Origin of the sequence: Bacillus sp. UNC438CL73TsuS30, from assembly GCF_000482325.1 — a bacterium.
Taxonomy (GTDB): domain Bacteria; phylum Bacillota; class Bacilli; order Bacillales; family Cytobacillaceae; genus Neobacillus.
On sequence record NZ_KI535295.1, the window covers coordinates 390,170 to 413,583 of the forward strand.

Annotated in this window: 22 protein-coding genes and 2 riboswitches; of the genes, 16 read left to right on the forward strand and 6 right to left on the reverse strand. The window is 38.3% G+C overall.

The annotated features are described in order from the left end of the window. The first annotated feature begins 218 nt into the window (after nucleotides 1-218). The 3 genes from M028_RS0115615 (at nucleotide 219) to M028_RS30220 (ending at nucleotide 4,851) form a co-directional block, all read left to right on the forward strand. Nucleotides 219-1,232, forward strand: a complete 1,014-nt coding sequence (locus M028_RS0115615; RefSeq protein WP_026574671.1) for a 2-oxoacid:acceptor oxidoreductase family protein — start codon at nucleotides 219-221, stop codon at nucleotides 1,230-1,232. Further along, a complete protein-coding gene (locus tag M028_RS0115620; RefSeq protein WP_026574672.1) occupies nucleotides 1,232-3,526 on the forward strand; it encodes a thiamine pyrophosphate-dependent enzyme in 2,295 nt (764 codons plus the stop codon). Before M028_RS0115615 ends, M028_RS0115620 begins: the two co-directional genes overlap by 1 nt. Before the next feature lie 146 nt (nucleotides 3,527-3,672). Beyond that, nucleotides 3,673-4,851: a PAS domain-containing sensor histidine kinase gene (locus tag M028_RS30220; RefSeq protein WP_051591072.1), complete on the forward strand. Its 1,179-nt coding sequence runs from the start codon at nucleotides 3,673-3,675 to the stop codon at nucleotides 4,849-4,851. Between the two features lie 27 nt (nucleotides 4,852-4,878). On the opposite strand, the gene mtnK is transcribed toward M028_RS30220, so the two are convergent. Beyond that, nucleotides 4,879-6,066 carry an S-methyl-5-thioribose kinase gene (mtnK, locus tag M028_RS0115630; RefSeq protein WP_026574673.1) on the reverse strand — a complete coding sequence of 396 codons (1,188 nt, stop codon included), beginning with the start codon at nucleotides 6,064-6,066 and terminating at the stop codon, nucleotides 4,879-4,881. 98 nt (nucleotides 6,067-6,164) lie between these two features. Beyond that, nucleotides 6,165-6,316, reverse strand: a riboswitch (SAM riboswitch). A gap of 212 nt (nucleotides 6,317-6,528) precedes the next feature. Here mtnK and M028_RS0115640 point away from each other — a divergent pair. The 6 genes from M028_RS0115640 (at nucleotide 6,529) to M028_RS30225 (ending at nucleotide 11,501) form a co-directional block, all read left to right on the forward strand. Continuing rightward, the gene (locus M028_RS0115640; protein ID WP_026574675.1) at nucleotides 6,529-7,707 is read left to right on the forward strand and encodes a pyridoxal phosphate-dependent aminotransferase; all 1,179 of its coding nucleotides are present in this window, start codon (nucleotides 6,529-6,531) and stop codon (nucleotides 7,705-7,707) included. Nucleotides 7,708-7,782: 75 nt separating this feature from the next. After that, nucleotides 7,783-7,892: riboswitch (SAM riboswitch) on the forward strand. A 72-nt stretch (nucleotides 7,893-7,964) separates the two neighbouring features. Continuing rightward, on the forward strand, nucleotides 7,965-9,170 hold the full coding sequence (gene mtnW, locus M028_RS0115650) for a 2,3-diketo-5-methylthiopentyl-1-phosphate enolase (protein WP_026574676.1): 1,206 nt from the start codon (nucleotides 7,965-7,967) through the stop codon (nucleotides 9,168-9,170). Next, nucleotides 9,170-9,835 (forward strand): 2-hydroxy-3-keto-5-methylthiopentenyl-1-phosphate phosphatase, encoded by a 666-nt coding sequence (locus M028_RS0115655; RefSeq protein ID WP_026574677.1) that lies wholly within the window; start codon nucleotides 9,170-9,172, stop codon nucleotides 9,833-9,835. Before mtnW ends, M028_RS0115655 begins: the two co-directional genes overlap by 1 nt. Nucleotide 9,836: 1 nt before the next feature. Further along, nucleotides 9,837-10,466 (forward strand): methylthioribulose 1-phosphate dehydratase, encoded by a 630-nt coding sequence (locus tag M028_RS0115660; protein WP_026574678.1) that lies wholly within the window; start codon nucleotides 9,837-9,839, stop codon nucleotides 10,464-10,466. 28 nt (nucleotides 10,467-10,494) lie between these two features. Next, nucleotides 10,495-11,028 (forward strand): 1,2-dihydroxy-3-keto-5-methylthiopentene dioxygenase, encoded by a 534-nt coding sequence (locus M028_RS0115665; RefSeq protein ID WP_026574679.1) that lies wholly within the window; start codon nucleotides 10,495-10,497, stop codon nucleotides 11,026-11,028. Nucleotides 11,029-11,252: 224 nt separating this feature from the next. Further along, nucleotides 11,253-11,501: an aspartyl-phosphate phosphatase Spo0E family protein gene (locus M028_RS30225; RefSeq protein WP_051591073.1), complete on the forward strand. Its 249-nt coding sequence runs from the start codon at nucleotides 11,253-11,255 to the stop codon at nucleotides 11,499-11,501. A gap of 36 nt (nucleotides 11,502-11,537) precedes the next feature. Here the strand turns inward: M028_RS30225 and M028_RS0115675 are convergent, their stop codons facing one another. Beyond that, nucleotides 11,538-12,269: a ZIP family metal transporter gene (locus M028_RS0115675; RefSeq protein WP_026574680.1), complete on the reverse strand. Its 732-nt coding sequence runs from the start codon at nucleotides 12,267-12,269 to the stop codon at nucleotides 11,538-11,540. A gap of 430 nt (nucleotides 12,270-12,699) precedes the next feature. Between M028_RS0115675 and M028_RS0115680 the strand changes: the two genes are divergently transcribed. Genes M028_RS0115680 through M028_RS0115695 form a run of 4 tightly spaced genes read left to right on the forward strand, consistent with a single transcriptional unit; the run spans nucleotide 12,700 to nucleotide 16,158 of the window. Further along, nucleotides 12,700-13,527 carry an electron transfer flavoprotein subunit beta/FixA family protein gene (locus M028_RS0115680; protein ID WP_026574681.1) on the forward strand — a complete coding sequence of 276 codons (828 nt, stop codon included), beginning with the start codon at nucleotides 12,700-12,702 and terminating at the stop codon, nucleotides 13,525-13,527. 33 nt (nucleotides 13,528-13,560) lie between these two features. Next, nucleotides 13,561-14,586 (forward strand): electron transfer flavoprotein subunit alpha/FixB family protein, encoded by a 1,026-nt coding sequence (locus tag M028_RS0115685; RefSeq protein ID WP_026574682.1) that lies wholly within the window; start codon nucleotides 13,561-13,563, stop codon nucleotides 14,584-14,586. Continuing rightward, nucleotides 14,579-15,874, forward strand: a complete 1,296-nt coding sequence (locus M028_RS0115690; protein WP_026574683.1) for an FAD-dependent oxidoreductase — start codon at nucleotides 14,579-14,581, stop codon at nucleotides 15,872-15,874. Before M028_RS0115685 ends, M028_RS0115690 begins: the two co-directional genes overlap by 8 nt. After that, entirely contained in the window at nucleotides 15,874-16,158 is a 285-nt protein-coding gene (locus M028_RS0115695; protein ID WP_026574684.1) for a ferredoxin family protein, read from the forward strand. The genes M028_RS0115690 and M028_RS0115695 overlap by 1 nt, the downstream gene beginning before the upstream one ends. 207 nt (nucleotides 16,159-16,365) lie before the next feature. On the opposite strand, the gene M028_RS0115700 is transcribed toward M028_RS0115695, so the two are convergent. After that, a complete protein-coding gene (locus M028_RS0115700) occupies nucleotides 16,366-16,590 on the reverse strand; it encodes a spore germination protein GerPB (RefSeq protein ID WP_026574685.1) in 225 nt (74 codons plus the stop codon). 228 nt (nucleotides 16,591-16,818) lie between these two features. Continuing rightward, a complete protein-coding gene (locus tag M028_RS30230; RefSeq protein ID WP_051591074.1) occupies nucleotides 16,819-17,103 on the reverse strand; it encodes a hypothetical protein in 285 nt (94 codons plus the stop codon). A gap of 286 nt (nucleotides 17,104-17,389) precedes the next feature. On the opposite strand from M028_RS30230, the gene M028_RS0115710 reads away from it, so the two are divergent. Continuing rightward, nucleotides 17,390-17,914 (forward strand): hemerythrin domain-containing protein, encoded by a 525-nt coding sequence (locus M028_RS0115710; RefSeq protein WP_231510827.1) that lies wholly within the window; start codon nucleotides 17,390-17,392, stop codon nucleotides 17,912-17,914. Nucleotides 17,915-17,942: 28 nt separating this feature from the next. On the opposite strand, the gene M028_RS0115715 is transcribed toward M028_RS0115710, so the two are convergent. After that, nucleotides 17,943-19,178: an MFS transporter gene (locus M028_RS0115715; protein ID WP_035424171.1), complete on the reverse strand. Its 1,236-nt coding sequence runs from the start codon at nucleotides 19,176-19,178 to the stop codon at nucleotides 17,943-17,945. A gap of 214 nt (nucleotides 19,179-19,392) precedes the next feature. Continuing rightward, complete coding sequence (locus M028_RS0115720) at nucleotides 19,393-20,895, reverse strand: PAS domain-containing sensor histidine kinase (protein ID WP_026574688.1); 1,503 nt, start codon at nucleotides 20,893-20,895, stop codon at nucleotides 19,393-19,395. A 244-nt stretch (nucleotides 20,896-21,139) separates the two neighbouring features. Here M028_RS0115720 and M028_RS0115725 point away from each other — a divergent pair, with 244 nt between their 5' ends. Then, on the forward strand, nucleotides 21,140-21,580 hold the full coding sequence (locus tag M028_RS0115725; RefSeq protein WP_026574689.1) for a MarR family winged helix-turn-helix transcriptional regulator: 441 nt from the start codon (nucleotides 21,140-21,142) through the stop codon (nucleotides 21,578-21,580). A gap of 96 nt (nucleotides 21,581-21,676) precedes the next feature. After that, nucleotides 21,677-23,371: a M3 family oligoendopeptidase gene (locus M028_RS0115730; RefSeq protein WP_026574690.1), complete on the forward strand. Its 1,695-nt coding sequence runs from the start codon at nucleotides 21,677-21,679 to the stop codon at nucleotides 23,369-23,371. Nucleotides 23,372-23,414: the final 43 nt, after the last annotated feature.

Sequence of the window (23,414 nt, forward strand, 5' to 3'; positions counted from 1 at the left end):
CTTAGGTCTGTTATATAATTGTGGAAACGCTTCAAAGCTATTTGTATTAAGGTCTTTTTATAAAAATTTCAAAGTGTTATAAGAAAATGTTTGTATGTATAACATTTGTCACAGACCTACTAGAAACAATTGCCTTACAATACTCTTGGGGAAGTTAATCTATTTTACTTTTTTATAAAAAGCATTTCGATGCTTTTTGTCTATCGGGAGGGGATACTATGTCGGTTCTACCGAAGAAAAATGATTTGGGATTTTTTGAAATCCGTTTGGAATCCATTGGGGGATTAGGTGCGAACTTAGCTGGGAAAATGCTAGCAGAAGCAGGTGTATTAGGTCTTGGCTTAAATGGCTCTAATTTTTCGTCCTATGGTTCGGAGAAAAAAGGTTCTCCAGTGAAAAGTTTTATCCGCTTTTGTGAGCCTGAAGTTCAAATTAGGGACCACAGCCCAATCGAACAGCCACATATAGTAGGTGTTTTCCATGAAGCACTATACAAAACGATTAATGTTATCAGCGGCTTAAATGCTGATGGGATTGTATTAGTAAACACAGCAAGAGATTTTGATGAAGTAAAAAAAGATTTAAAACTTGAATATGGAACGCTTGCCATCGTTGATGCTTTAACGATTTCCGTGGAAGAAAAAACAAAGGTAAATACAGCAATGCTTGGAGCGCTGTATCGAATTTGTGATTTCTTGGACCCAGAGTCGATGCGAGATGTGATCCGTAAAACGTTTGAAAAAAAATATCCACATCTTGTAGAACCAAATATTCGCACCTTTAATCGCGGTTTTGAAGAAGTTCAATTTAAAACCTATCAAGTGCCGGATGGGGCGGAAGGTAAAGCATTTACTCGTCCGCAGCCACTGTTGGGATTTATGACCCAAGAAATTGGCGGCGCCATTATTACCCAAGGTAATAGTATTTTAAAAGATTTAAGTGGCTCAAGACAAGGATTTCTGCCGGAATTTAACCGGGATAAATGCATAGACTGTGCAGCCTGTGATAATGTTTGTCCAGATTTTTGCTTTGTATGGGAAGAAGGAGAAGATAAACGGGGCCGAAAGCAAATGTTCCTGAAAGGAATTGACTATCAATATTGCAAAGGCTGCCTAAAATGTGTAGAAGCATGTCCTACAGCTGCGCTGGGCGATCTGCGTGAAATGATAGGCTATGCAGTTGCAAATCGCGTTAAGCAAAACTTTCCTTATGTAGCAGGGGGTAGTTACTAATGGCAATTTTAGAAGATAAATTATTGACAAATCAGGTTGCTGAACAATTATCAACCTTTGAATCTGGAAACGAAATGGCAGCGATGGCTGCTGCTCAAATCAACTATCACATCATGGGTTATTTCCCAATTACACCATCAACAGAAGTAGCCCAATTTTTAGATCAAATGAAAACGCGGGGAGAGCATGATATCAAATTAATTCCTGCAGATGGAGAGCATGGTTCAGCGGGAATTTGTTACGGTGCCGCAGCAACAGGTGCCAGGGTATTCAATGCGACAAGTGCAAATGGATTCCTTTATATGATTGAACAGCTGCCGGTTCAAGCTGGTACACGCTTCCCAATGGTGATGAACCTTGTGACTCGTGCTGTCAGTGGGCCGCTAGATATTAGAGGTGATCATTCCGATTTATATTATGGCTTGAATATTGGCTGGGTCATTTTAACAGCCAAAACTCCCCAAGCAGTTTACGACATGAATATTATTGCACTTAAAATTGCAGAACATTCTAAAGTCCGCTTGCCGGTTATTGTTGCTTACGATGGCTTTTTTACTTCCCATCAAAAACGCAGAGTTGAATATTTCAAAGACCGGCGTGTAGTTCAACAATTTGTAGGGGATTGTCCAACTGATTATCATTTTATTAGGGACCCGCAAAAACCGGTTACTATTGGAGCCCACATGAATGGGCAGGACTTGATGAATAACCATTTCCAGCAATCAGAAGCGTTATACAATGCGGGGGAAGTCTTTAAGGAGGTTGCAGCGGAATATGCAAAACTATCCGGAAGAGAATATCCCGTTCTTGATTTATATAAAATGGAAGATGCTGAGGTTGCCTTATTCCTATTAAACTCTGCTGCCGAATCGGCAAAGGATGTTGTTGACGGGTTACGGGCAAAAGGAATCAAAGCTGGTGTAATCAGTCTCAATATCATTCGTCCATTTCCTGCAAAGGAAATTCGGGAAGCACTAAAAAATGTGAAAGCCTTATTAGTTGGTGAACGTGCCGATTCATATGGTGCGCATGGACCAAATTTAACACATGAAGTGAAGTCTGCGCTTCAAGACGACAAAGCCAATCAAACGATTGTCTTAAGTCGCGTGTTTGGACTTGGTGGGAAAGATTTTTATGCTAGTGATGCACAGGAATTTTTCAACTTCACGATTGATGCAATGGAAAAGGGGTATGCTGAGAAGCCATTTGATTACTATGGAAATATTCCTGGGAACCTGGAAAAGATTCTTAAGCCCGTTATTTCCCCGCAGCATGGGGATGTTTATAAATCGGGATTAATTGAAGTGAAAATGGATGAAGAAACAAATAAATTAAAGGTGAAAATCCCGCCGCTCCGAGCCTTAACAGGTAAACCGAAACGAATTGCCTCCGGCCATGGAGCCTGCCCAGGCTGTGGAATTTTTGCAGGTCTTGAACTGTTTTTTAAAGGAATTGAAGGAGATATTGTCACGCTTTTCCAAACTGGCTGTGCCTATGTTACGACTACTGCTTATCCGCATAGTTCACATAAGCAAACCATGATGCACAATTTATTCCAAAACGGGGCAGCTACACTTTCGGGAACAGTTGAAGCCTTTATGGAATTGAAGCGCCGGGGGGAAATTCAAGTATCGGATGATGCCACATTTGTTATGATTACTGGTGACGGCGGCATGGATATTGGAATGGGCTCTGCAATTGGTACAGCCCTTCGCGGCCATAAACTGATCATGCTTGAATATGATAATGAAGGCTACATGAATACGGGTTCGCAAATGTCTTATTCCACTCCACTTGGCCATATGACGAGCACATCGGGGGTAGGAAAGGCACAGCGCGGGAAAGCCTTTCATCATAAGGATACTGCTCAAATCATGGCAGCTACGAATATTCCATATGTGTTTACAGGGTCTGAAGCATTCCCGCAAGATTTGATTAAAAAGGGAGCAAAGGCTCAGTGGTATGCCCAAAATGTTGGGACTGTTTATGGAAAAATCTTGATTACTTGTCCATTAAATTGGAAATCGGATGACCGATACGGAACAACTATTGTAGAAGCAGCTGTAAACTCCTGTTTCTTTCCACTTTATGAGGTGGAACAGGGAGTGACAAATATTACCTATAATCCAGAAGAGAAAAACAAACGGATTCCTCTTGCTGATTGGCTAAAATATATGGGGAAGACAAAGCATCTTTTAAAAGATGAAAACAAACCAATATTGGAAGAATTTGAAGCTGAAGTAGAAAAAAGATGGCAGCGGTTAAGAGCCAAGCATGAAAACCCTATGTTATAAGTGAAGGAAGGCAAAACGCTTAGCGTTTTGCCTTTTTATAGTAGAAAAGGAGTACTATAAAGGATTTTTGTTCTATAATGTAGAATATATAAACTTATAATATGATGAGTGGAGCTACATTATTGGAAGTCGTGGGGTGGCATTACGTGGAAAAGCAAGTTCAGCAAAAAGATGCTTTACCTTTAAATGAAGAGGGTAATATACATATAGAAGAAAATAGGAATACCCACGTTGGGATTAGAAATACCCCGAAGTATCCATTTCTTGAAGAATTAAGGAAACTAAAAAAAAGTGAACGGAAGTATAGAATGATTTTTGAGGATTCGATTGACGGGCTCCTCTTATGGAATAATCAATATCAGATTGTCGATCTTAATAGCAGTGCAGAAGACATGTTTGATCTCACTAAAGACCTTTTGATTGGCAAGGATCTTTTGGGATTATTCAGTGAAACTAAGATCAAACAAGAAATCATCAAACATGTTGAACAAGTAATGGATAAAGGGAAGCATTCTTCGACGATTATCATTGAATCAGAAGAAGGCCAAAAAAGATATTTTGACTATTCATCAAAACACGAGATTGTTGAGGGCTTAAATTTTACTGTTATTAAAGATATTACTGAAAAAATGGAAATACAGGAGCAGCTTCGTAAATCAGATACGTTAAACGTAATAGGAGAGCTTGCTGCCGGGATTGCGCATGAAATTCGTAATCCAATGACGGCCTTAAAGGGGTTTATTCAATTACTTGAAGGCAGTATTAAATCAGAGCATGAAATGTATTATCAAGTTATAACGTCAGAATTACAGCGTATCGATTCAATTATTAATGAATTTTTAATTTTAGCAAAGCCGCAGGCAAAACGGTTTCAGGAAAAAGATATTAAACAAATAATGAAGGAAACGGTTGACCTTCTGAATGCTCAAGCAGTCTTGCATAATGTACAATTTATTACGAGCTATGAGAACAAGCTTCCGCTTATTTTTTGTGAACCGAATCAATTAAAAAAGGTTTTTATCAATATTATCAAAAATGCGATAGAAGTAATGCCAGATGGTGGTAATATCTTAATTAAAATCAACCAAACAGAAAATAACCAAATTCGGATTTCGATCTCCGATGAAGGGATGGGGATTCCGGAAGAAAAAATAAAAAAACTAGGTGAACCTTTTTATACGACTAAGGAACGGGGAACCGGCCTAGGTTTAATGGTAAGTTACCGGATTATTGAAGAACATCAGGGAATCATTCAAATTGAAAGTGAATTAGGGAAGGGAACCACTTTTACTATTACCCTGCCGCTCTTAGCAACTTCAAAATGAAAAAGCAATCCGGACGGATTGCTTTTTCTATTTTATCGTTTCTTTTACAACAGTGATGAATTCAGTCAACCCTTTTATATCCTTCCGTCGTTTAATGAGTAATCTCCCTAATTCCAATGATTTTCTTTTTGCGATTAATCTGCCGTTTTCATCTTCAATACGGTCCAAATCAGCTACATGGGCAAGGCCAATTGTTCTTCGAATCAATTCACAGCCTGCAAATCCAAGGGCATCCTCAAAGTATTTTGAGACAACGTGGTTCAAAAATAATTGGGTATTTACTAAATTCTCTTTATTTTCTACTTCCCAAAGGCGGCTGAATTCTTTATGAAAAACATTCCAGACCGTTTCGACATGGTTAATAAAGATATTGCGTTTATTATTATTAACAATGACTTGGAACAGTAAATTTGCAAATACCTGCCCTATATCAAATCCAGCAGGACCATAATAAGCAAATTCCGGATCAATCACTTTTGTCTCGGAGTTATTTGCGAACATACTTCCTGTGTGTAAATCACCATGAAGAAGAACTTCTGCTTCTGTTAAAAAACTTTTTTTCAACACGGAAACATGAAAGATTAACTCGTCGTCATTCCAAAGGGATTTAACATCATCTCGCAAACCCTCTTCAAATTCATTCGTTTCAGCCTCATAATAAGGATCCGTAAAAATAAGGTCTTCTGTTATATTGCATAGTTCCGGATTAATAAATTTTTGTACCTGTTCCTTTTTTGCTGCTGGTCCTAACCCATAATCGGAGGTGTAAAATAATGTTTTTGCTAAATATTCACCAAGATGCTGTGAAATTAAGGGATAGGTTTCCCCATTGATAAATCCTGTTCGTGCAATGGCAAGATGGGAAAGGTCCTCCATCACAGTTACGGCTAATAAATCATTGGTATAATAAACTTCCGGTACGTAGGCTGGTGCTAGATGACCAAATATTTTTAAAGCGTCGGCTTCGATTTTTGCTCTTTTAACGGTCAACGGCCAGCTTTCTCCAACAACTTTCGCATAGGGTAGTGCTTGCTTAATAATAATACTTTTACTGCTATTTTGCTCTACGAGATGAAAAACTAAGTTTAAGTTCCCATCCCCAATCTCCTTACAGGTTAATTGGGACTCTGCATCAAATATATTCAGTTCTAATGCTAGCTGGACTGCGGTGGTTTCTGTTAATGGCTGGTATGCTTCTAGATTTAAAATACTCATGATTTATTCCTCCTGTTTATTAGAGGCTTTTTCAAAAGAAAAAAGCCTCTTTCTCATCTGAAAGAGGCTAAAGGACAATTGTTTTTTGTTCTTCGCACCTCTTATCTCTCAGAAAGTGATCTTTCTGTTGGAATTAGCACCGTGCCTTGTGGGGGTATTCCCGGCGCAGTTGCGCCCCATTTTACAATGGAATTACGGTCGGTTGCTGGGCTTCAAAGGGCCAAATCCCTCAGCCAGCTCGTGATAAGAGAAAATCTAATTTTCATTTTTTTCAATATGTTGAAATAATAACAGTAATATAATAATAGTGTCAATATTTTTTAAAATTATTTATAATATTCAGGTTTTCTATCTTTGAAAATTGGAAATTGCTGAATTTTTACTTTACAAGCTGTTATAAAAGTAATATCATTACTGACTAGAATTTCAATAATAATTTACTTTTTAAGCAGGTGAGAACATTTGAACACTTTTCCACCATCAAATCTATTAGAAAATCTACCGAAACAATTTTTTGCGTCCTTAGTAAAAAAAGTGGGGCAGTACATTAAATCAGGTCACGATGTTATTAACTTAGGCCAGGGTAACCCTGATCAACCAACCCCAAAACATATTGTTGAGAAGCTAAAAGAAGCCGCCGAGAAACCGATAAATCATAAATATTCACCTTTTCAAGGTTATCAATATTTAAAGCAGGCGGCAGCAGAATTTTATCAAAGGGAATATGGTGTTTCTGTTAACCCCGACAAAGAAATCGCGATTTTATTTGGCGGAAAAGCAGGTCTGGTTGAATTACCGTTATGCCTGTTAAATCCCGGAGATACCATCCTAGTCCCCGACCCCGGATATCCGGATTATTGGTCCGGAGTAGCCCTTGCACAGGCAAAAATGGTTACAATGCCCTTAAGGGAAAAAAATCACTTTTTACCTGATTATGAGGAATTAACACAAGAAGCTTTAATAAATGCAAAATTAATGTTTCTTAACTATCCAAATAATCCTACTGGAGCGACCGCAACAGAGGAGTTTTTCACTGAAACCGTTAAGCTAGCAAATGAACATAGTCTTTGTGTTGTCCATGATTTTGCTTATGGTGCAATTGGCTTTGACGGGGAAAAACCTCTAAGCTTTTTACAGGTGGAAGGAGCAAAAGAGGTTGGAATCGAAATCTATACATTGTCTAAAACTTATAATATGGCTGGCTGGCGTGTTGGGTTTGCTGTAGGAAATGAAAGTATCATTTCTTCAATTGAGCTTTTGCAGGATCACTTATATGTTAGTCTGTTTGGCGCCGTACAGGAAGCAGCTGCTGAAGCATTAACGGGACCGCAGGATTGTGTCCGGGAGCAAAACCAGCTGTATGAGCGAAGACGGAATATTTTAATTGATGGACTTCGAACAATTGGCTGGGAGGTAACTGCACCGAAAGGCTCCTTTTTTGCCTGGTTAAAGGTTCCCGCTGGATTTACCTCTGAGGAATTTGCAAATCTTCTACTTGACCAAGCCCATATTATGGTTGCGCCCGGGATTGGCTTTGGCAGCTTTGGTGAAGGCTATGTTCGTGTTGGGTTATTAACAGACGAGGAGAGGCTTAAAGAAGCTGTCAGAAGAATAAGTTCCTTAGAAATTTTCAAAAAATAGTTGACAGATTTTTTTTTTCTTGGGATAATCCTTTATAAAGTTAAGCAACGTTTAAAAGTGAATATAACGAATGTTTTCTTATCAAGAGCAGGCGGAGGGACCAGCCCTATGAAGCCCGGCAACCGACTTACCCAAAATGGTAAGCACGGTGCTAAATCTTGCAGCAAAAAGCTGAAAGATGAGAAGATGTTAGTTTCGAATGCTAACCTCTTCTTTTCGAAGAGGTTTTTTATATAACGAAAGGTAGTTGAACATCTATGACTGAAATCATTGCTACATACCTACTTAATGGGGAAAAAAATCCAGAAAAAAAAGCGGAGGAAATTGCACTAGGACTAACAGTAGGTTCCTGGACCAATCTGCCTGAACTTGAAAAAGATCAATTGCGCAAACATAAGGGCAGGGTGGTGTCCATTGAAGACTGGCGTTTAGATAAACCGTCAGTTATCCGGATTGCCTACCCAACCGTTAATTTTTCAAATGATTTACCGGCTATTCTAACGACTGTGTTTGGAAAACTGTCCCTCGATGGGAAAATTAAACTCCTTGATTTAGAGTTTGGTCAAGAATTAAAAAAGCAGTTTCCTGGACCTAGATTTGGAATTGAAGGCATTCGTGAAAAGGTAGGTGTCCATGGTCGTCCCCTGTTAATGAGCATCTTCAAAGGGGTACTGGGAAAAGATCTGGCTTTTCTAGCGGAACAATTGAAACAGCAAGCACTTGGCGGAGTAGACCTGGTAAAGGATGATGAAATTCTTTTTGAAAATGAACTTACACCATTTGAAAAAAGAATTACAGAGGGTAAAAAAGTTCTACAAGCGGTTTACGAAGAGACAGGGCATAGAACCTTGTATGCAGTAAATTTAACGGGCAGAACATCACAACTTAAGGATAAAGCCAGAAGGGCTGCAGATCTTGGAGCTGACCTATTATTATTTAATGTGTTTTCTTATGGCCTTGATGTCCTACAGGAATTAAGGGAGGATGAGGGCATTGGATTACCATTGATGGCACATCCTGCGGTAAGCGGTGCGTTAACATCCTCATCGCATTATGGACTATCCCATTCTTTATTACTCGGAAAGCTGTTACGCTATGCGGGTGCAGATTTGTCATTATTCCCGTCACCATACGGAACGGTTGCTTTAGATAAACCTCTAGCTTTATCGATAGCGGATGAGCTTACAAAAGAAGATACTTTTAAGACAGCATTTCCTGTCCCTTCTGCTGGAATCCATCCGGGGTTGGTTCCACTGTTAATTCGTGATTTTGGTGTAAATTCCGTTATCAATGCAGGCGGCGGTGTTCATGGACATCCAGATGGAGCAAAAGGCGGCGGAACAGCTTTCAGGCAGGCAATTGATACCAAATTAAAAGGTGATTCTTTGGTGGAAGGTGCTAAAGTTTATCCGGAGCTTAAAAAAGCTCTTGAATTATGGGGGAATGCGGAGGTTACGGTGTAATGACGAAACCTGTAATTTATTGTGATTTTGACGGGACGGTTACCGAGAGTGACAACATTATTGCCATTATGAAAAGATTTGCACCTCCCGGATGGGAAGCAATAAAGGATCAAATTTTATCACAGCAAATATCAATATGTGAAGGGGTAGGAAAATTATTTTCGTTATTGCCAAGTGATTGGAAAGATGAAATTACCGCATTTGCGATTGAAAATGCGGTAATTCGACCGGGTTTCAAAGAATTTGTTGAATTTGCCCGCAGTGAAAAAATCCCATTCTACATAATTAGTGGTGGAATTGACTTTTTTCTTCATCCGATTCTAGAGGAGTTCGGTCCCTTTGATGGAGTTTATTGCAATGGGTCAAATTTTTCCGGTGAAACAATCGAAATTTTATGGCCGCATGAATGTGATAAACTATGCAGCAATCAATGCGGCTGTTGTAAGCCGAGTATTATTCGACAATTAAACCTAGAAGAAGATCCTTTCAAAATTGTCATCGGTGACTCTGTTACCGATTTAGAAGCAGCAAAACAGGCGGACTTTGTGCTGGCAAGGGATTTGCTTCAGGAAAAATGTGTTGAGTGGGGAATTAATCACCGGGGGTTCAATACGTTCTTTGATTGTATCGAAGAAATAAAAAAAGAATTGGGGTGGATGAGATAAAATGCTAAAGAAAAGATGGTCTGAATTGGCGGATGTTAAAGACGAACTGGCAGAGAGAGATTGGTTTATGGGGACAAGTGGAAACCTTGCGATCAAAGTTAGTGATCATCCACTACAATTTTTGGTTACAGCAAGCGGCAAGGATAAGCGGAAACGTACGGATGAGGATTTTCTTCTAGTCAATGAATTCGGCCGTGCTGTCGATCAAACTCATTTAAAGCCGTCGGCGGAAACTTTGCTTCATGTGGAAATTTATCAAAAAACAGGTGCCGGATGCAGTCTCCATGTTCATACGATTGATAATAATGTCATTTCTGAAGTGTATGGCGACCAAGGTGAGGTCACGTTTAAAGGCCAGGAGCTTATTAAGGCATTTGATATGTGGGAGGAAGATGCTGTCTTAAAAATTCCGATTATTCATAACTATGCAGATATTCCTACACTTGCTCGTGAATTTTCAGAGCATGTTTCGGGAGATTCCGGTGCTGTTCTAATTCGAAATCATGGGATAACCGTTTGGGGAAAAACCGCCTTTGAAGCCAAGAAGATACTTGAGGCATCAGAATTTCTGTTTCGCTATCAGTTACGACTATTAGAATATAAACAAAATCAGTTATTTAAAGTGGTATAATTAAATTATTTATAAGGAGAGAATGAAAATGGCTTATATTACATTCCAAAGTAAAGAAGAACAAATTCATGATCAGCAGGAGGTTGCAGGCTTCCTATCAAGTCAGGAAGTTATTTATGAGCAATGGGATATTTCAAAATTACCTCAAGCTTTAGTTGAAAAATATAATCTAAGTGATGAGGAAAAAGAGGAAATCTTAGCTGTTTTTGCAACTGAAATTGCAGATGTTTCGGCAAGAAGAGGCTATAAAGCACAGGATGTAATCTCTTTATCCGATGCAACACCAAACCTGGATGTTCTTTTGAAGAACTTCAAACAAGAGCATCATCATACAGATGACGAGGTTCGTTTTATCGTTAGCGGACATGGTGTATTCGTTATCCAAGGAAAAGATGGCGAGTTCTTTGAAGTTCATTTAAATCCAGGAGATTTAATTTCTGTTCCGGAGAATATAAGACACTACTTTACACTTGAAGCAGACCGTAAAGTCGTTGCTGTCCGTATTTTCGTAACAACAGAGGGCTGGGTACCAATTTATGAAAAAGAAGAGGTAAATCAATAAGATATAATAACGAAGATACGGCCGGCAGATCTGCCGGCCGCTTTTATTTGTAAATCTTAAAATCTTAAAATCTGCAAATCTAGAAAACTGTGTCGAATGAACGGAATAATGATAATGTTTTGTCTACTTTTGCGATACGGTTTACTTTTTGACAAATTCTTGTATAATTCATCAAGTAGCCTAATTTAGTGGATTAGAGTGTAAGAGTAAGGAGAAGGATGAAATTGTACAAGCATGGAAGTAGTTGTTCAGAAATGTTAGCGGATATAAAAGTAAAAAGAGAACTTATGATGGAATGTGCAAATAAAAAAGGCTTTACAAGTGAAGAGACCATCAAATATAGTCAAGAGCTTGATGAATTAATCTACGAATATCAGAAAGTTGCAGGTCAATCTACTAAAAAACAAGAGGAGGTAAAGCTTTCTTTTAAACAATCAATATTAGTATGGCCGAAGGTGATTGTGGGTTTTTAAAAAGAAAAGATTGGAGTGTGGATGCAGCTGCAATTCTTAAAAAGTTTCGATAATCAATACCATTGCAAGCAAGCCTGTAATAAAGGCATAGGTTGATGTTCTTTCATTACCATCCCCATGACTTTCCGGAATTAACTCCTTATAGATAATGAACAACATAGCTCCTGCCGCAAATGAAAGTCCATATGGTACAAGCCCTTGAACAAATGCTGTCAAATAAAATCCCATTAACGAAGTAACAATTTCAATCGCACCCGTTAACGTCGCAAGGATGAAGGCCTTAAATTTACTCATCTTTTGATTAATTAGAAATAACGCAACTAGAAGGCCTTCCGGGGCATTTTGAAATCCAATTGCAAGTGCAATTAAATTCCCCGTCTCTCCCGTATTAGAAGCATAACTCACACCTACTGAAAGCCCCTCCGGGATATTATGGAGGGTGATTGCGGAAATGATCAAAAAAGCCTTTTCGTCAAACTGAATCCCGTATTGATTATGGTCAAGTTCAATATGCGGTATTTTCTTTTCTAAAATCGTTAATGTAAAAACTCCGAGAAGCACTCCTATAAAAAGTGAAAGAAACCCCCCTATTTTTAATGCTTCAGGAATAAGTCCTATTGTAGAGGCAGTCATCATAATCCCTGCACTAAAGGCTAATAAGATATCTTTAAAGCGATGTGTAACCGAATGATGGATAAAAAGAATAATTAATGCACCCGCTCCTGTTGATAACGCAGAAAGAATACTTCCAATCAATACATCAGCCATTTACACTCCATTCCTTTCCCTTTCTTAAAGATAAAAATGGAATATTTGTAATTTTAGATAATAATGTGATTTTTATCATTGTTTATATCTTAATATTTCATATAGTTATATTAAAGATATTAATAAACTTACATCAGGATTTTCTACATATCTTCTAGATTTTTTTAATCCCTTTCATTCCCACTCAGGTTCCGTATTAACTAACATCTAGAAAAGCTCACATGTATTGAAGTCTATTCAAAAGTTCAAGAAAGGTTCATACACTCGCTTTTGAATTTAGACTAAAATGAACAAGTAAGGAAAAAACAGAATATTAACTTAGTTTAGTACTATGCCTATGTTGCGATTCCTTTATCGCAATAAAAAGCATTTTCTATCCGAAAGCAATAGCTTTCAATTACCAGATTTTATGGAGGAGGGAAAGTCCTACATGCACATTGTCGTCTGTGTCAAACAAGTACCTGATACAAAAATTATTAAAATTAATCCTAAAACCAACACACTCGACCGCCGCAGTGCACCAGCCATCCTAAACCCTTACGATGCACATGCTGTACAGGAAGCTGTAAAGATTAAAGAGAAAACCGGCGGTACGATTTCTGTGTTATCCATGGGGCCACCTCAAGCAACTGAGGTCATTAAAAAAAGTATTGAAATTGGTGCGGATAGAGGCTATCTAATCTCTGACCGTGCATTTGCAGGGGCGGATACGCTAGCAACGAGTTATGCATTATCTAAAGCGCTGGAGAGAATTGGCAAGGATCTTCCTGTTGATATGGTTATTTGTGGAAAGCATGCTATTGATGGAGATACCGGGCAGGTTGGTCCCGGGATAGCAAGAAGGATGGATATCCCTCCAGTTACAAATGTAATCGAAGTATCGGATGTGAATTTAAACGAAAAGACTGTTTTATTAAGAAGAAAGCTATCCAGCGGATATGAATTAATCCAGGTAGAAATGCCATGTCTGCTTACAGTTGAAAAGGAAATTAACGAAATTGAATATGCACCTATGCCAAACATGTTGAAAGCAGCACGATACGACTCAATTGTTTGGACAGTTAATGATCTAGAAAATGTGGAGCGCACACAGCTTGGTCTAAAGGGTTCACCTACGGTTGTAGGAAAAATGTTTACCCCTCCAAGGCCGGAAGGTGGAGTGAAACAGCTTGAAGGCTCTGCAAATGAGCAAGTGAAACAGCTCATGGGGGTCTTAATGGAGAAAAAGGATTTGTTCGCCATCCAGTCATCAAAATAAACCTTTATCTTTTTAGTGCAGGGAGGGATTTTAATGAACCTTGAGGAATATCGTGGAGTTTGGGTCTTTATCGAACAAAATGATGGGAAAATCGAAGGAGTTTCTCTAGAGTTGTTAGGTGCCGGAAGAAAATTAGCTGATAAGCTGCAAGTTCCGCTGGGGGGATTTTTACTTGGACAAGACATTAAATCATTGGCAAACAAAGTGATTGAATATGGCGCAGATGAAATATATATCATTGATCATCCTGTTTTAAAGGATTATCGCACGGAGTCTTATATGAAGGGTGTAGACATGCTTGCCGAAAAGTATAAGCCTGAAATTATTCTTTATGGTGCGACACCGAATGGAAAAGATTTAGCTAGTGCAGTAGCGACCGATTTAAATACGGGTTTAACCGCAGATACGACAATGCTTGATATCGATTTAGATAACCGGCTATTAGAAGCAAGCCGTCCTGCTTTCGGCGGTAATATTATGGCTACAATTCTTTGTAAGAAACATCGGCCGCAAATGGCAACTGTTCGTCCTAAAGTCATGAAATCATTGGAGCCGGTTGCAGGCAGAATTGGGAAGGTTATTGAAGAACAAATCACCCTTAAAGAAGAAGATATGCGTACGAAAGTACTACAAATTGTGAATGATGTCACAAAGAAGGCGAATTTAGCGGATGCCCACGTCATTGTATGTGGCGGAAAAGGGATGGGGGACGAAAAAAACTTCCAACTCATTCATGAATTTGCTGAAACAATTGGTGCAAGTGTCGGAGGAACGAGGGATGTTGTTGAAGCTGGCTGGCTTCCGCATTACCTTCAAATTGGTCAGACAGGTGAAACGGTTACACCGAAAATTTTCTTTGCAGTGGCAGTGTCAGGTGCCATCCAGCACGTAGTTGGGATGAAAAACTCAGATACCATAATCGCCATCAATAAGGATCCGAAAGCACCTATTTTCGACGTAGCAACCTATGGAATAGTGGGAGATGCTATGGAAATATTGCCAAAATTAATTGAGCAATTTAAACAGGTTCATAAGGGCGGTGCAATGAGCTATGTCTGAGAAATTTGATGTAATCATCGTTGGAGCAGGTCCAGCAGGCTCAGCTTGTGCACTGGTTTGCGCAAGAAATGGTTTGAATGTATTGCTTCTTGAAAGAGGAGAATATCCTGGCAGCAAGAATGTAATGGGCGGCGTCTTATTCAGCAAACAATTAAGGGATTTGGTTCCTGAATTTTGGAAGGAAGCCCCTCTTGAGCGTCCAGTTGTTGACCATAGGTATTGGGTGTTAGGTGAAGAATCAGCCATTCAAATAGGGTATAAAGGTATGGAATGGGGTGCAGAACCTTACAATAGTTTTACCGTTCAAAGAGCCAAATTCGACCAATGGTTTGCGAATAAAGCAGTGGAAGCAGGAGCGTTGCTAGTTAATGAAACCGTGGTCACAGAATGTATTGTAGAAAACGGTAAGGTTGTTGGGGTTCGTACAGACCGTCCCGACGGAGAACTATATGCTGACGTAGTGGTATTAGCCGATGGAGTAAACTCCCTTTTAGCTAAACAGCTAGGCTTCCGGAAAGAACACCCACCGGAACATGTTGCTTTATGTGCAATGGAAGTTATTAATATGCCTAAAGAAAAAATTAACGAACGGTTTAACATTGCGGAAAACCAAGGTGTAGCAATTGAAATTTTTGGTGAATCGACAAAAGGAAATTTTGGTGCTGCATTCCTTTATACGAATCAAGATAGCATAAATATTGGGGTCGGTACAACACTTGCGGCAATGATCAAAGATAAATTAAAACCATATGATTTATTGGATCAATTAAAAAATCATCCAACGATTAAACCTTTGATCGAAGGCGGGGAATCTGCAGAGTATCTTGCTCACCTAATCCCAGAAGGGGGATACCGTTCAGTACAAAAAGTAGTTGGAAATGGTGTCGTTGTCGTTGGTGATGCAGCATCGCTTGTTAACGCTATGCACGGAGAAGGTTCCAACTTGGCCATGTACTCTGGGGAACTGGCAGCAAAGACAATTGTTCAGGCAAAAAAATGCGGAGACTACAGCGAATCAAGCTTAAGCCAGTACCGCGAAGCTCTTAACAATAGTTTTATCATGAAGGACTTAGATAAATACAAAGATGCTCCACATACATTTGAGTCATATCCACAATATTTTAAAGAATACGCTCCAATGCTAACCAAAGCAATGGGGAAATTCTTTACTGTGGATGGTACACCTAAACGTGATAAACAAAAACAAATTATGAAGAGTTTTACAGACGGAAGGGGAACTTTCAAAGTACTTAGTGATATTTATCGTGTTTGGAAGGCGGTGAAATAATGTCAACGACAACTCTTGAGGAAAAACAATATCTTCTAAGATTTAAGTGCGACACGAAATCACACTTAACCGTGCTTGATCATGATGTTTGCATGACCAAATGCCCGGATAAACTTTGCACAGTATTTTGCCCGGCAGAGGTATATAAATGGGAAGGAACACGGATGCAGGTAGGATTTGAAGGATGCCATGAATGCGGAAGCTGCCGGATTGGCTGCCCGCACGAAAACATTAAATGGGAATATCCAAAAGGCGGACACGGGATTGTGTTTAGGTTAGCTTAAAACTGTGAGCATTTTGTGAGCAAATGTGAACATAAAAACACGCTCTTAACTGTTTGTATAAGTAAAAAAGACGGCACTGATTATACAGTATCGTCTTTTTGTTTATCCTCTTCAACTATAAGTATAAGTAAATCGCTTAATTCAATTTCTAAGACAAAACATACTTTACCCAATGTGTCCCGATAATAGCTTTTCCGGTGCTTTTTACTATTTATTTATTCTACCTTTTTCTCGTACAGGTGCTTGTAAAGGGACAGCTGGTGCTAATATTTGTGCACCTGGTGCTACTGGTGGATGTATTTGATACCATTCAGGCAAAGCAGAGGACCGTTTAATAGGACCAGAACTACCGATTTGCAAAACTGAAGTATTGACCATTTCGGTGATTTTCAAAAAATTAATTTTTATTCCTAATCGAGTTTTAAAATTCACATTAATCACCCCTTATAAATATATGCTCAATTGCTAATTTCTATTTATTCTTATTTTTCAAGGAATCCATCAAGCAGCTCTTCTTCATTTTTTAAATGAATAATGAACCTCCGAAGAGATCTCACCTTTTGGAAAGCAGAAAGGAAATCAAATTTACCACTATATGTATATTCTTTCACAATGGAGTGCAAAAAAGAGGGGAAAGCAGAAGGATTAACTTTATGAGGTTTAGCTGATTTTCTCTTTAATCGTTGATGAGGAAAGCTCGTCGTTTTCACAAAAAACAATAAAAGTTTTGGCTAAATCGATTGCACAATCCATGGACTGCATAAGATCGGAACAATAAAAAGGATGATTCCAATTAAAGGCACCTTCATAATTTGATGGATAGATACTTACCTTCCAGTGATAATATCCTGTTGGCTGCTGTATGGTTTCACCTTGTATCCCGACTAACCAATGCGTCGCATTCGAATCGATTTGTTGAATTCCAGACTCATTTAAAACCATCATGTCATTTAATCCAATCGGGATTAATGCCTTTTGGTAAAAATCACGATAATTTGGAGTTTGCAGGATAATCAGCCTCCCTTTTATTTGACTACCTTTATTATATGATGGTTTTTATGTTTTTTTGAGTAAAAATGTTAAATTTTTTTGAAAATTGGGTACATCTTCACCAAATTGTCTAAATAAAGGATATGCCTTTTCTATACGAGGATTAATGTGACCTATATCACAACAATACTTCCATGTTCCTTTTATACTATAAGAAGTTAAATTTGAAGAGGTGACTTTAATGAGTGGTTGTATGAGTGGTTTTGGCGGTATGCCTCAAGCTGAATTAAGCAAAGGATTAAATCAGTTAAAGGGAGAGCATCCACCATTATTAGACCAATTAGATGAATTATTTAAATTAACAAAGCAAATTGAAGATGAAAAAGATATTGAACAAAACTTTACCGTATTAATTACAAAGGTGAAGGAATTCAAAGCCGAGCTTGACCCCCATTCTGAACGGGAAGAAGGAGTCCTTTTTCCGATGATGGGGGCCTATATTGGAACTACTTCCGGCCCCATCGCTGTAATGGAATATGAACATGATCAGGCAAAATCGAAAATAGCTGCATTCCTTGAAAAAGCTGAAAATGACCAGCTTTCCTCTGCTGAAAGGAAAAATTTAGCCGATTTAATCAAAAATGCCTATTTCATCTTAACCGAGCATTTCTCTAAAGAAGAAAATGTGTTGTTTCCTATGGCAGAAAGAATGCTAACAGATGAAGAAAAAGAAGAGCTGTTTAGAAAAATTCAAGAGATTAAATAAAGGATGGGTTCCCCCATCCTTTTTAAAATTATCCTTGATGCCACTCACGCAGCTTTTTGTCAGATGGTAAAAGTAGTGCTGTTAGTCCAAGTAAGGGTAATATACCAATTCCAGTTACCATCGATTGTATACCTATTAGATCTGCAATATACCCAAGTCCTACCGAGCCAATGGCACCCATTCCAAACGCAAGTCCCACCGTTAAGCCCGACATGAGTCCAATTTTTCCTGGAACAAGCTCCTGTGCATAAACAACCGTGACTGAAAAGCTCGTCATCAAGACGAAACCAGTACATAAAAGGAAGATAAAGGCCACGCCTGATGGCACAAACGGAATCAGAATCGAGAAAGGCACTGTTGTAAGCATGGATAAAGCAATGACAGTCTTCTTACCAAACTTGTCAGCGAGCGGCCCTCCAAAAAAAGTTCCAAATGCACCTGCTACTAAAAATGCAAATAAATAAAGCTGGGATTCTTTAATTGTCATAGCATATTGCTTTATGGCAAAAAAAGCATAAAAGTTAGTCATACCCGAAATGTACCAGGATCTTGCAAAGATTAAAAGTAAAATTAGCACGAGTGCCTTTTTAATATCCTTGGATATTCCTGTTTTTGCACCCGCGGTTGCTGTTTGTTTCTTCAACCGCGCTGTAGAAACTTTTAATCTTTGATTATACCAACTTGCAATATAAATTAGTAAAATGACGGCAAGTGCTGCAACGATTGTAAACCAGGAAGCACCTATTTGGCCGAGCGGCACTAAAATAAGAGCGGTAATCAGCGGGGCTAATGCCTGACCGGTATTGCCACCAACCTGGTAAATCGATTGAGCAAGTCCTCGGCGGCTACCAGCTGCCATATGAGCAACCCTTGAGCCTTCTGGATGAAATACAGCCGAACCGAGGCCGATAAAAATAACGGATAACACAATGAGACCGAAGTTTGGAGCCATCCCCAAGCCAAGTACTCCGAATAATGTTAGAGTAAGTCCAATGGGTAACGCGAAAGGCATTGGTTTTTTATCCGTAAAAATACCGACAACAGGCTGCATGACGGATGAAACCATGTTTAAAGAAAAGGCAATGATCCCTAGTTGGGTAAAAGATAATCCCATTGATTTTTCTAAAATTGGAAACATTGCGGGCACGACGGATTGAATTGCGTCATTTAATAAATGGCAAAGCCCGATAATAAAAAGAATTTTAAACATCGTGGACTCATTCGCTTTTGGGGCTTTAGCGTTAAGAATTGCTTGTTGGTTCATTGTAGTCTCCTTTTTCAAATTGAACAAATTTTATCTATTCTAATCTTACAAAATTTTCATTAAAAGTAGAATAAAAAATTTCTAGTATCGAAATAATTTATTATTGCTTCTTAAGGTGGATGAAGCCCAAAACGCAACTAAGAAACGAAAGAAATGTCCTTCATCAGGCGATGAAGGACATTTTGTGCAAGAAAACGTATTCAATTGTTTTTCATTATGTGTTTTTTGCAAGCGGTAAGGTTATTTCTACTTTTGTGCCTTTTCCTGCAGCACTCAAAATCTGTATTTTTCCGCCAAAGGATTGGATAATCCTCTTACAGACAACCAAACCAAGTCCAGTTCCGGTCTTTTTTGATGTATAAAAGGGCAGAAAGATTTTATCCAATTCCTCCTTACTCATTCCTTTGCCATTATCAATGATTTCCAGTTGGCAAAACTGTGAATTCTTTTGAAGAATTATTTCTAATTTTCCCGAACCTTCTATAGATTCAAACGAATTTTTCGCAATATTTAACACAACCTGTTTGATTTGGTCTTTAACACATTGAACGATTACCGGGTTCGAAGGAATGTTCCAAGTACAATCTACATTGCATAAATTTCCCTCCGAAATAATCAACGGTTTCAGTTCTTGCAATGTTTCAACAATATTAACATTATTAGTTAACTGTGCAGTCGGTTTCCCTAGAATTAGAAACTCGCTGACAATCTCATTGATACGGTTTAACTCTGAGTCAATCACTTCAAAATAATATTGGTCTTCTGGCGCAGTATATTTTTCACTCAAAAGCTGCATAAGTCCCTTCACACCCGTTAGTGGATTACGGATTTCGTGGGCAGTACTTGCAGCTAAAGTCCCCACTAGTTCCAATTTTTGTACTTCATTTTGTTTCCGTTCTTTAACCGTGTGCTTTCTTAATAGAATGTATTCAATAAGTAAAAATAGCACATGTGTGATAACTAGGATGATAAAAAGTGCTTCACTGAATTCTTCCGCAATCTCTTTTATATTTCGATTTGCAATTTTTACCTTGATATTCCAAGGCAAACGGTCCATTGGCAAGCGAATCCAATTATTTTCATCATTTATTGTTGAATCCTTGACATTTAGTTTTACGATTGGTTTGTTATCATCGTTTACTACAACCAGTTTGGATTTTGGTGTAAGAACCTTCATGAGGTTTTGCATATAATCAATCCGTAAGTGGGCAACAAGTATAGCCAATACGTGATGGTTTTCGTCTAATACAGGTGTGGCTAATCCTAATATTCGCTGATTATTTTGGGTTATTTCTTGATGATTGGAGATAATCGTATCCTTTGTCTTAATCACATCTTGGATATATTTTTGCCGGGAAAACTCCACTCTGTATTTTGGTAATTCCGAACCTGTGAGCACTTTTCCATTTTTATCAAGAAGATACAAGCCTCCATACCGTAGATCCTTATCGTGAATTTCCTTCAGTAAGGGCTCCACTTTTTCGGGAGAAGACAAATTTCCTTTAACAGAAAGAGAAAGAATCTCTAAACTTGTGGTTGTCTCGCCAATAAACTGATCCCAGCTTTTCTGGTAAATGGATGCAACCCAGCGTGCCTGATCTTTTCTTTCTTGATTGTGTTCTTTTAGAATGCTAGATAAATAATATGAGCCTATAATAATAACAGGAAGAACGACTATAATTAGATATAAATAAAAGTTGCTCTTGAAATTTTTCATGTTAGTACCTCAAACATCGATAAGTTGACCTAAATCATTATATCATCAGTTCTAGTTTTTGAGAAAATATTCCTGCAATAAAAAAAATAGGCAGCTTAATTTTTGAATGGGGCACGTATCATGTGGTTCGCTTCATAGGTTAAATTGACATATTTTAAAAAGTTTTTTATAATAATTTTGAAATCAAGATAATTTTAAAGTTTAGGATTTACAGTTTTTAAAAAATAAAGAGGATGAAATTTATATGGAAAATGAAGCTATTTCTCAATCTTTAAAGCTGTTTATTGTCCTTTCAAGAGCGTATAAGGCAATTAATGAGCATGTAAATAAAGGAATTCAAGCGAGTGGGCTTAATCCGACGGAATTTGCAGTCCTTGAACTTTTATATCACAAAGGTGATCAGCCAATGCAGCAAATTGGCGGTAAAATTCTTCTCGCCAGCGGCAGTATTACCTATGTAGTTGATAAACTAGAACAAAAAAGATTATTAAAACGAATTGCTTGTCCAAAAGATAGAAGAGTTACCTATGCCCAAATTACCGATGATGGAAAAAACTTTATTGAAGGGATTTTCCCCGAACACGCTGAAAGTATTCACAAATTAATGTCAAGTCTAACTGTGGACGAAAAGTCGGAAGCCATTGAATTATTGAAAAAACTCGGCTTACCTGCAGGGAAATTTTAATGCGGCCTATTGGTCGTATTTTTTTTTAACAGGAATATTAATGAGTAGTGTCGAAAACAACAAGAAGGTTAATATAAAGATAAAGGGGTTGTTAAAATGAGCTTTGAAAGCTATACATATCAACGGCCAAACTTAGATGAAATGAAAAAAAACTTTCAAATAGCGATTGACCGTTTTAAAAGTGCATCATCAATTGAAGAGCAATCAGCAGCCATGGATGATGTCAATAAACTAAGAAATGATCTTGGAACGATGTTCAACCTTTGTTATATTCGTCACTCGGTTGATACAAACGATGAATTTTATAAGGAAGAACAAGATTACATGGATGAAATTCAGCCTGAAATTGAGGGATTGGTGAATCAATATTACCAAGCACTTGTCGACTCTAAGTTTCGCACCGAATTAGAGAGAAAATGGGGGAAACAGCTTTTTGCACTTGCTGAGGGACAACTGAAAACCTTTAAACCGGAAATTGTTCCTTTATTGCAAAAAGAAAATCGCCTTTCCACCGAATATACAAAACTTCTTGCTTCAGCCAAGATTGACTTTGAAGGTGAGGAGAGAACCCTTGCCCAATTAGAGCCGTTTACACAGGCAACCGATCGAGAGATGAGAAAACGGGCTAGCGTGGCAAAATTTAATTTCTTTGCCGAGAATGAGGCTGAACTGGACCGCATTTATGATGATCTTGTTAAAGTGAGAACAGAGATTGCCCAAAAACTAGGTTATAAAAATTTCGTTGAGCTTGGTTACTACCGGATGATGAGAACAGATTATAATGCCGAAATGGTTGCAAAATTCCGTGCTCAAGTAAAGGATTTCATTGTCCCGATTGCTACAAAACTAAAAACAAGGCAGGCAGAGCGAATTGGCCTTGACCATTTAAAATATTATGATGAGGGATTTGTCTTTAAGACAGGAAATGCCATCCCAAAAGGGAGCCCGGAATGGATTATAGATAATGGTCAAAAGATGTATGAGGATCTTTCGGTCGAAACTGGTGCCTTTTTCAAATTCATGCGGGAAAATAATTTGATGGACCTTGTAGCGAAAAAAGGGAAAGCAGGCGGTGGTTATTGTACGTTTATTGAAAATTTTAAAGCGCCGTTTATTTTTTCAAACTTTAACGGCACCTCCGGTGATATTGATGTTTTGACACATGAAGCCGGTCATGCCTTCCAAGTTTATTCGAGCCGACATTTTGAAATTCCTGAATATTACTGGCCAACCTATGAAGCAGCTGAAATTCATTCAATGAGTATGGAATTTTTCACATGGCCGTGGATGGATTTGTTCTTTAAAGAAGATACCGAGAAATATCAATTTGCCCATTTAAGTGATGCTCTTTTATTCTTACCTTATGGTGTATCTGTTGATGAATTCCAGCATTGGGTATATGAAAATCCAGAAGCATCACCAAAAGAACGGAAGCATAAATGGCGAGAGATTGAAAAGAATTACCTGCCGCATAAGGATTATGATGGAAATCAGTATTTAGAAAATGGCGGCTTTTGGCAGCGTCAAGGGCATATATATAACTCACCTTTTTATTATATTGATTATACACTTGCACAAATTTGTGCCTTCCAGTTCTGGAAAGGCTCTAGAGAGAATCAAGAAGAGGCTTGGAGAGATTATGTGAACCTTTGTAAGCTTGGCGGGAGCATGTCCTTTACCAAGCTTGTTGAAGCCGCTAATTTAATTTCACCATTTCAAGATGGATGCGTCGAATCGGTGATTGGTGAAATCGAAAAATGGTTGAATTCTGTTGATGATAAAAATTTGTAAAAAGAAAGCGAAGCCTGATATATTTATAGGCTTCGCTTTTGTT

What these genes read in the sequence shown, in the direction of transcription:
- M028_RS0115690 (WP_026574683.1), top strand. Translation starts at nt 14,579, where the DNA reads ATGTCTGAGAAATTTGATGTAATCATCGTTGGAGCAGGTCCAGCAGGC.
- M028_RS0115725 (WP_026574689.1), top strand. Translation starts at nt 21,140, where the DNA reads ATGGAAAATGAAGCTATTTCTCAATCTTTAAAGCTGTTTATTGTCCTT.
- M028_RS0115660 (WP_026574678.1), top strand. Translation starts at nt 9,837, where the DNA reads ATGCTAAAGAAAAGATGGTCTGAATTGGCGGATGTTAAAGACGAACTG.
- M028_RS0115655 (WP_026574677.1), top strand. Translation starts at nt 9,170, where the DNA reads ATGACGAAACCTGTAATTTATTGTGATTTTGACGGGACGGTTACCGAG.
- M028_RS0115685 (WP_026574682.1), top strand. Translation starts at nt 13,561, where the DNA reads ATGAACCTTGAGGAATATCGTGGAGTTTGGGTCTTTATCGAACAAAAT.
- M028_RS0115615 (WP_026574671.1), top strand. Translation starts at nt 219, where the DNA reads ATGTCGGTTCTACCGAAGAAAAATGATTTGGGATTTTTTGAAATCCGT.
- M028_RS0115710 (WP_231510827.1), top strand. Translation starts at nt 17,390, where the DNA reads ATGAGTGGTTGTATGAGTGGTTTTGGCGGTATGCCTCAAGCTGAATTA.
- M028_RS0115680 (WP_026574681.1), top strand. Translation starts at nt 12,700, where the DNA reads ATGCACATTGTCGTCTGTGTCAAACAAGTACCTGATACAAAAATTATT.
- M028_RS0115695 (WP_026574684.1), top strand. Translation starts at nt 15,874, where the DNA reads ATGTCAACGACAACTCTTGAGGAAAAACAATATCTTCTAAGATTTAAG.
- M028_RS0115675 (WP_026574680.1), bottom strand. Translation starts at nt 12,269, where the DNA reads ATGGCTGATGTATTGATTGGAAGTATTCTTTCTGCGTTATCAACAGGA.
- mtnK (WP_026574673.1), bottom strand. Translation starts at nt 6,066, where the DNA reads ATGAGTATTTTAAATCTAGAAGCATACCAGCCATTAACAGAAACCACC.
- mtnW (WP_026574676.1), top strand. Translation starts at nt 7,965, where the DNA reads ATGACTGAAATCATTGCTACATACCTACTTAATGGGGAAAAAAATCCA.
- M028_RS0115620 (WP_026574672.1), top strand. Translation starts at nt 1,232, where the DNA reads ATGGCAATTTTAGAAGATAAATTATTGACAAATCAGGTTGCTGAACAA.
- M028_RS30230 (WP_051591074.1), bottom strand. Translation starts at nt 17,103, where the DNA reads ATGATGGTTTTAAATGAGTCTGGAATTCAACAAATCGATTCGAATGCG.
- M028_RS0115665 (WP_026574679.1), top strand. Translation starts at nt 10,495, where the DNA reads ATGGCTTATATTACATTCCAAAGTAAAGAAGAACAAATTCATGATCAG.
- M028_RS0115715 (WP_035424171.1), bottom strand. Translation starts at nt 19,178, where the DNA reads ATGAACCAACAAGCAATTCTTAACGCTAAAGCCCCAAAAGCGAATGAG.
- M028_RS0115720 (WP_026574688.1), bottom strand. Translation starts at nt 20,895, where the DNA reads ATGAAAAATTTCAAGAGCAACTTTTATTTATATCTAATTATAGTCGTT.
- M028_RS0115730 (WP_026574690.1), top strand. Translation starts at nt 21,677, where the DNA reads ATGAGCTTTGAAAGCTATACATATCAACGGCCAAACTTAGATGAAATG.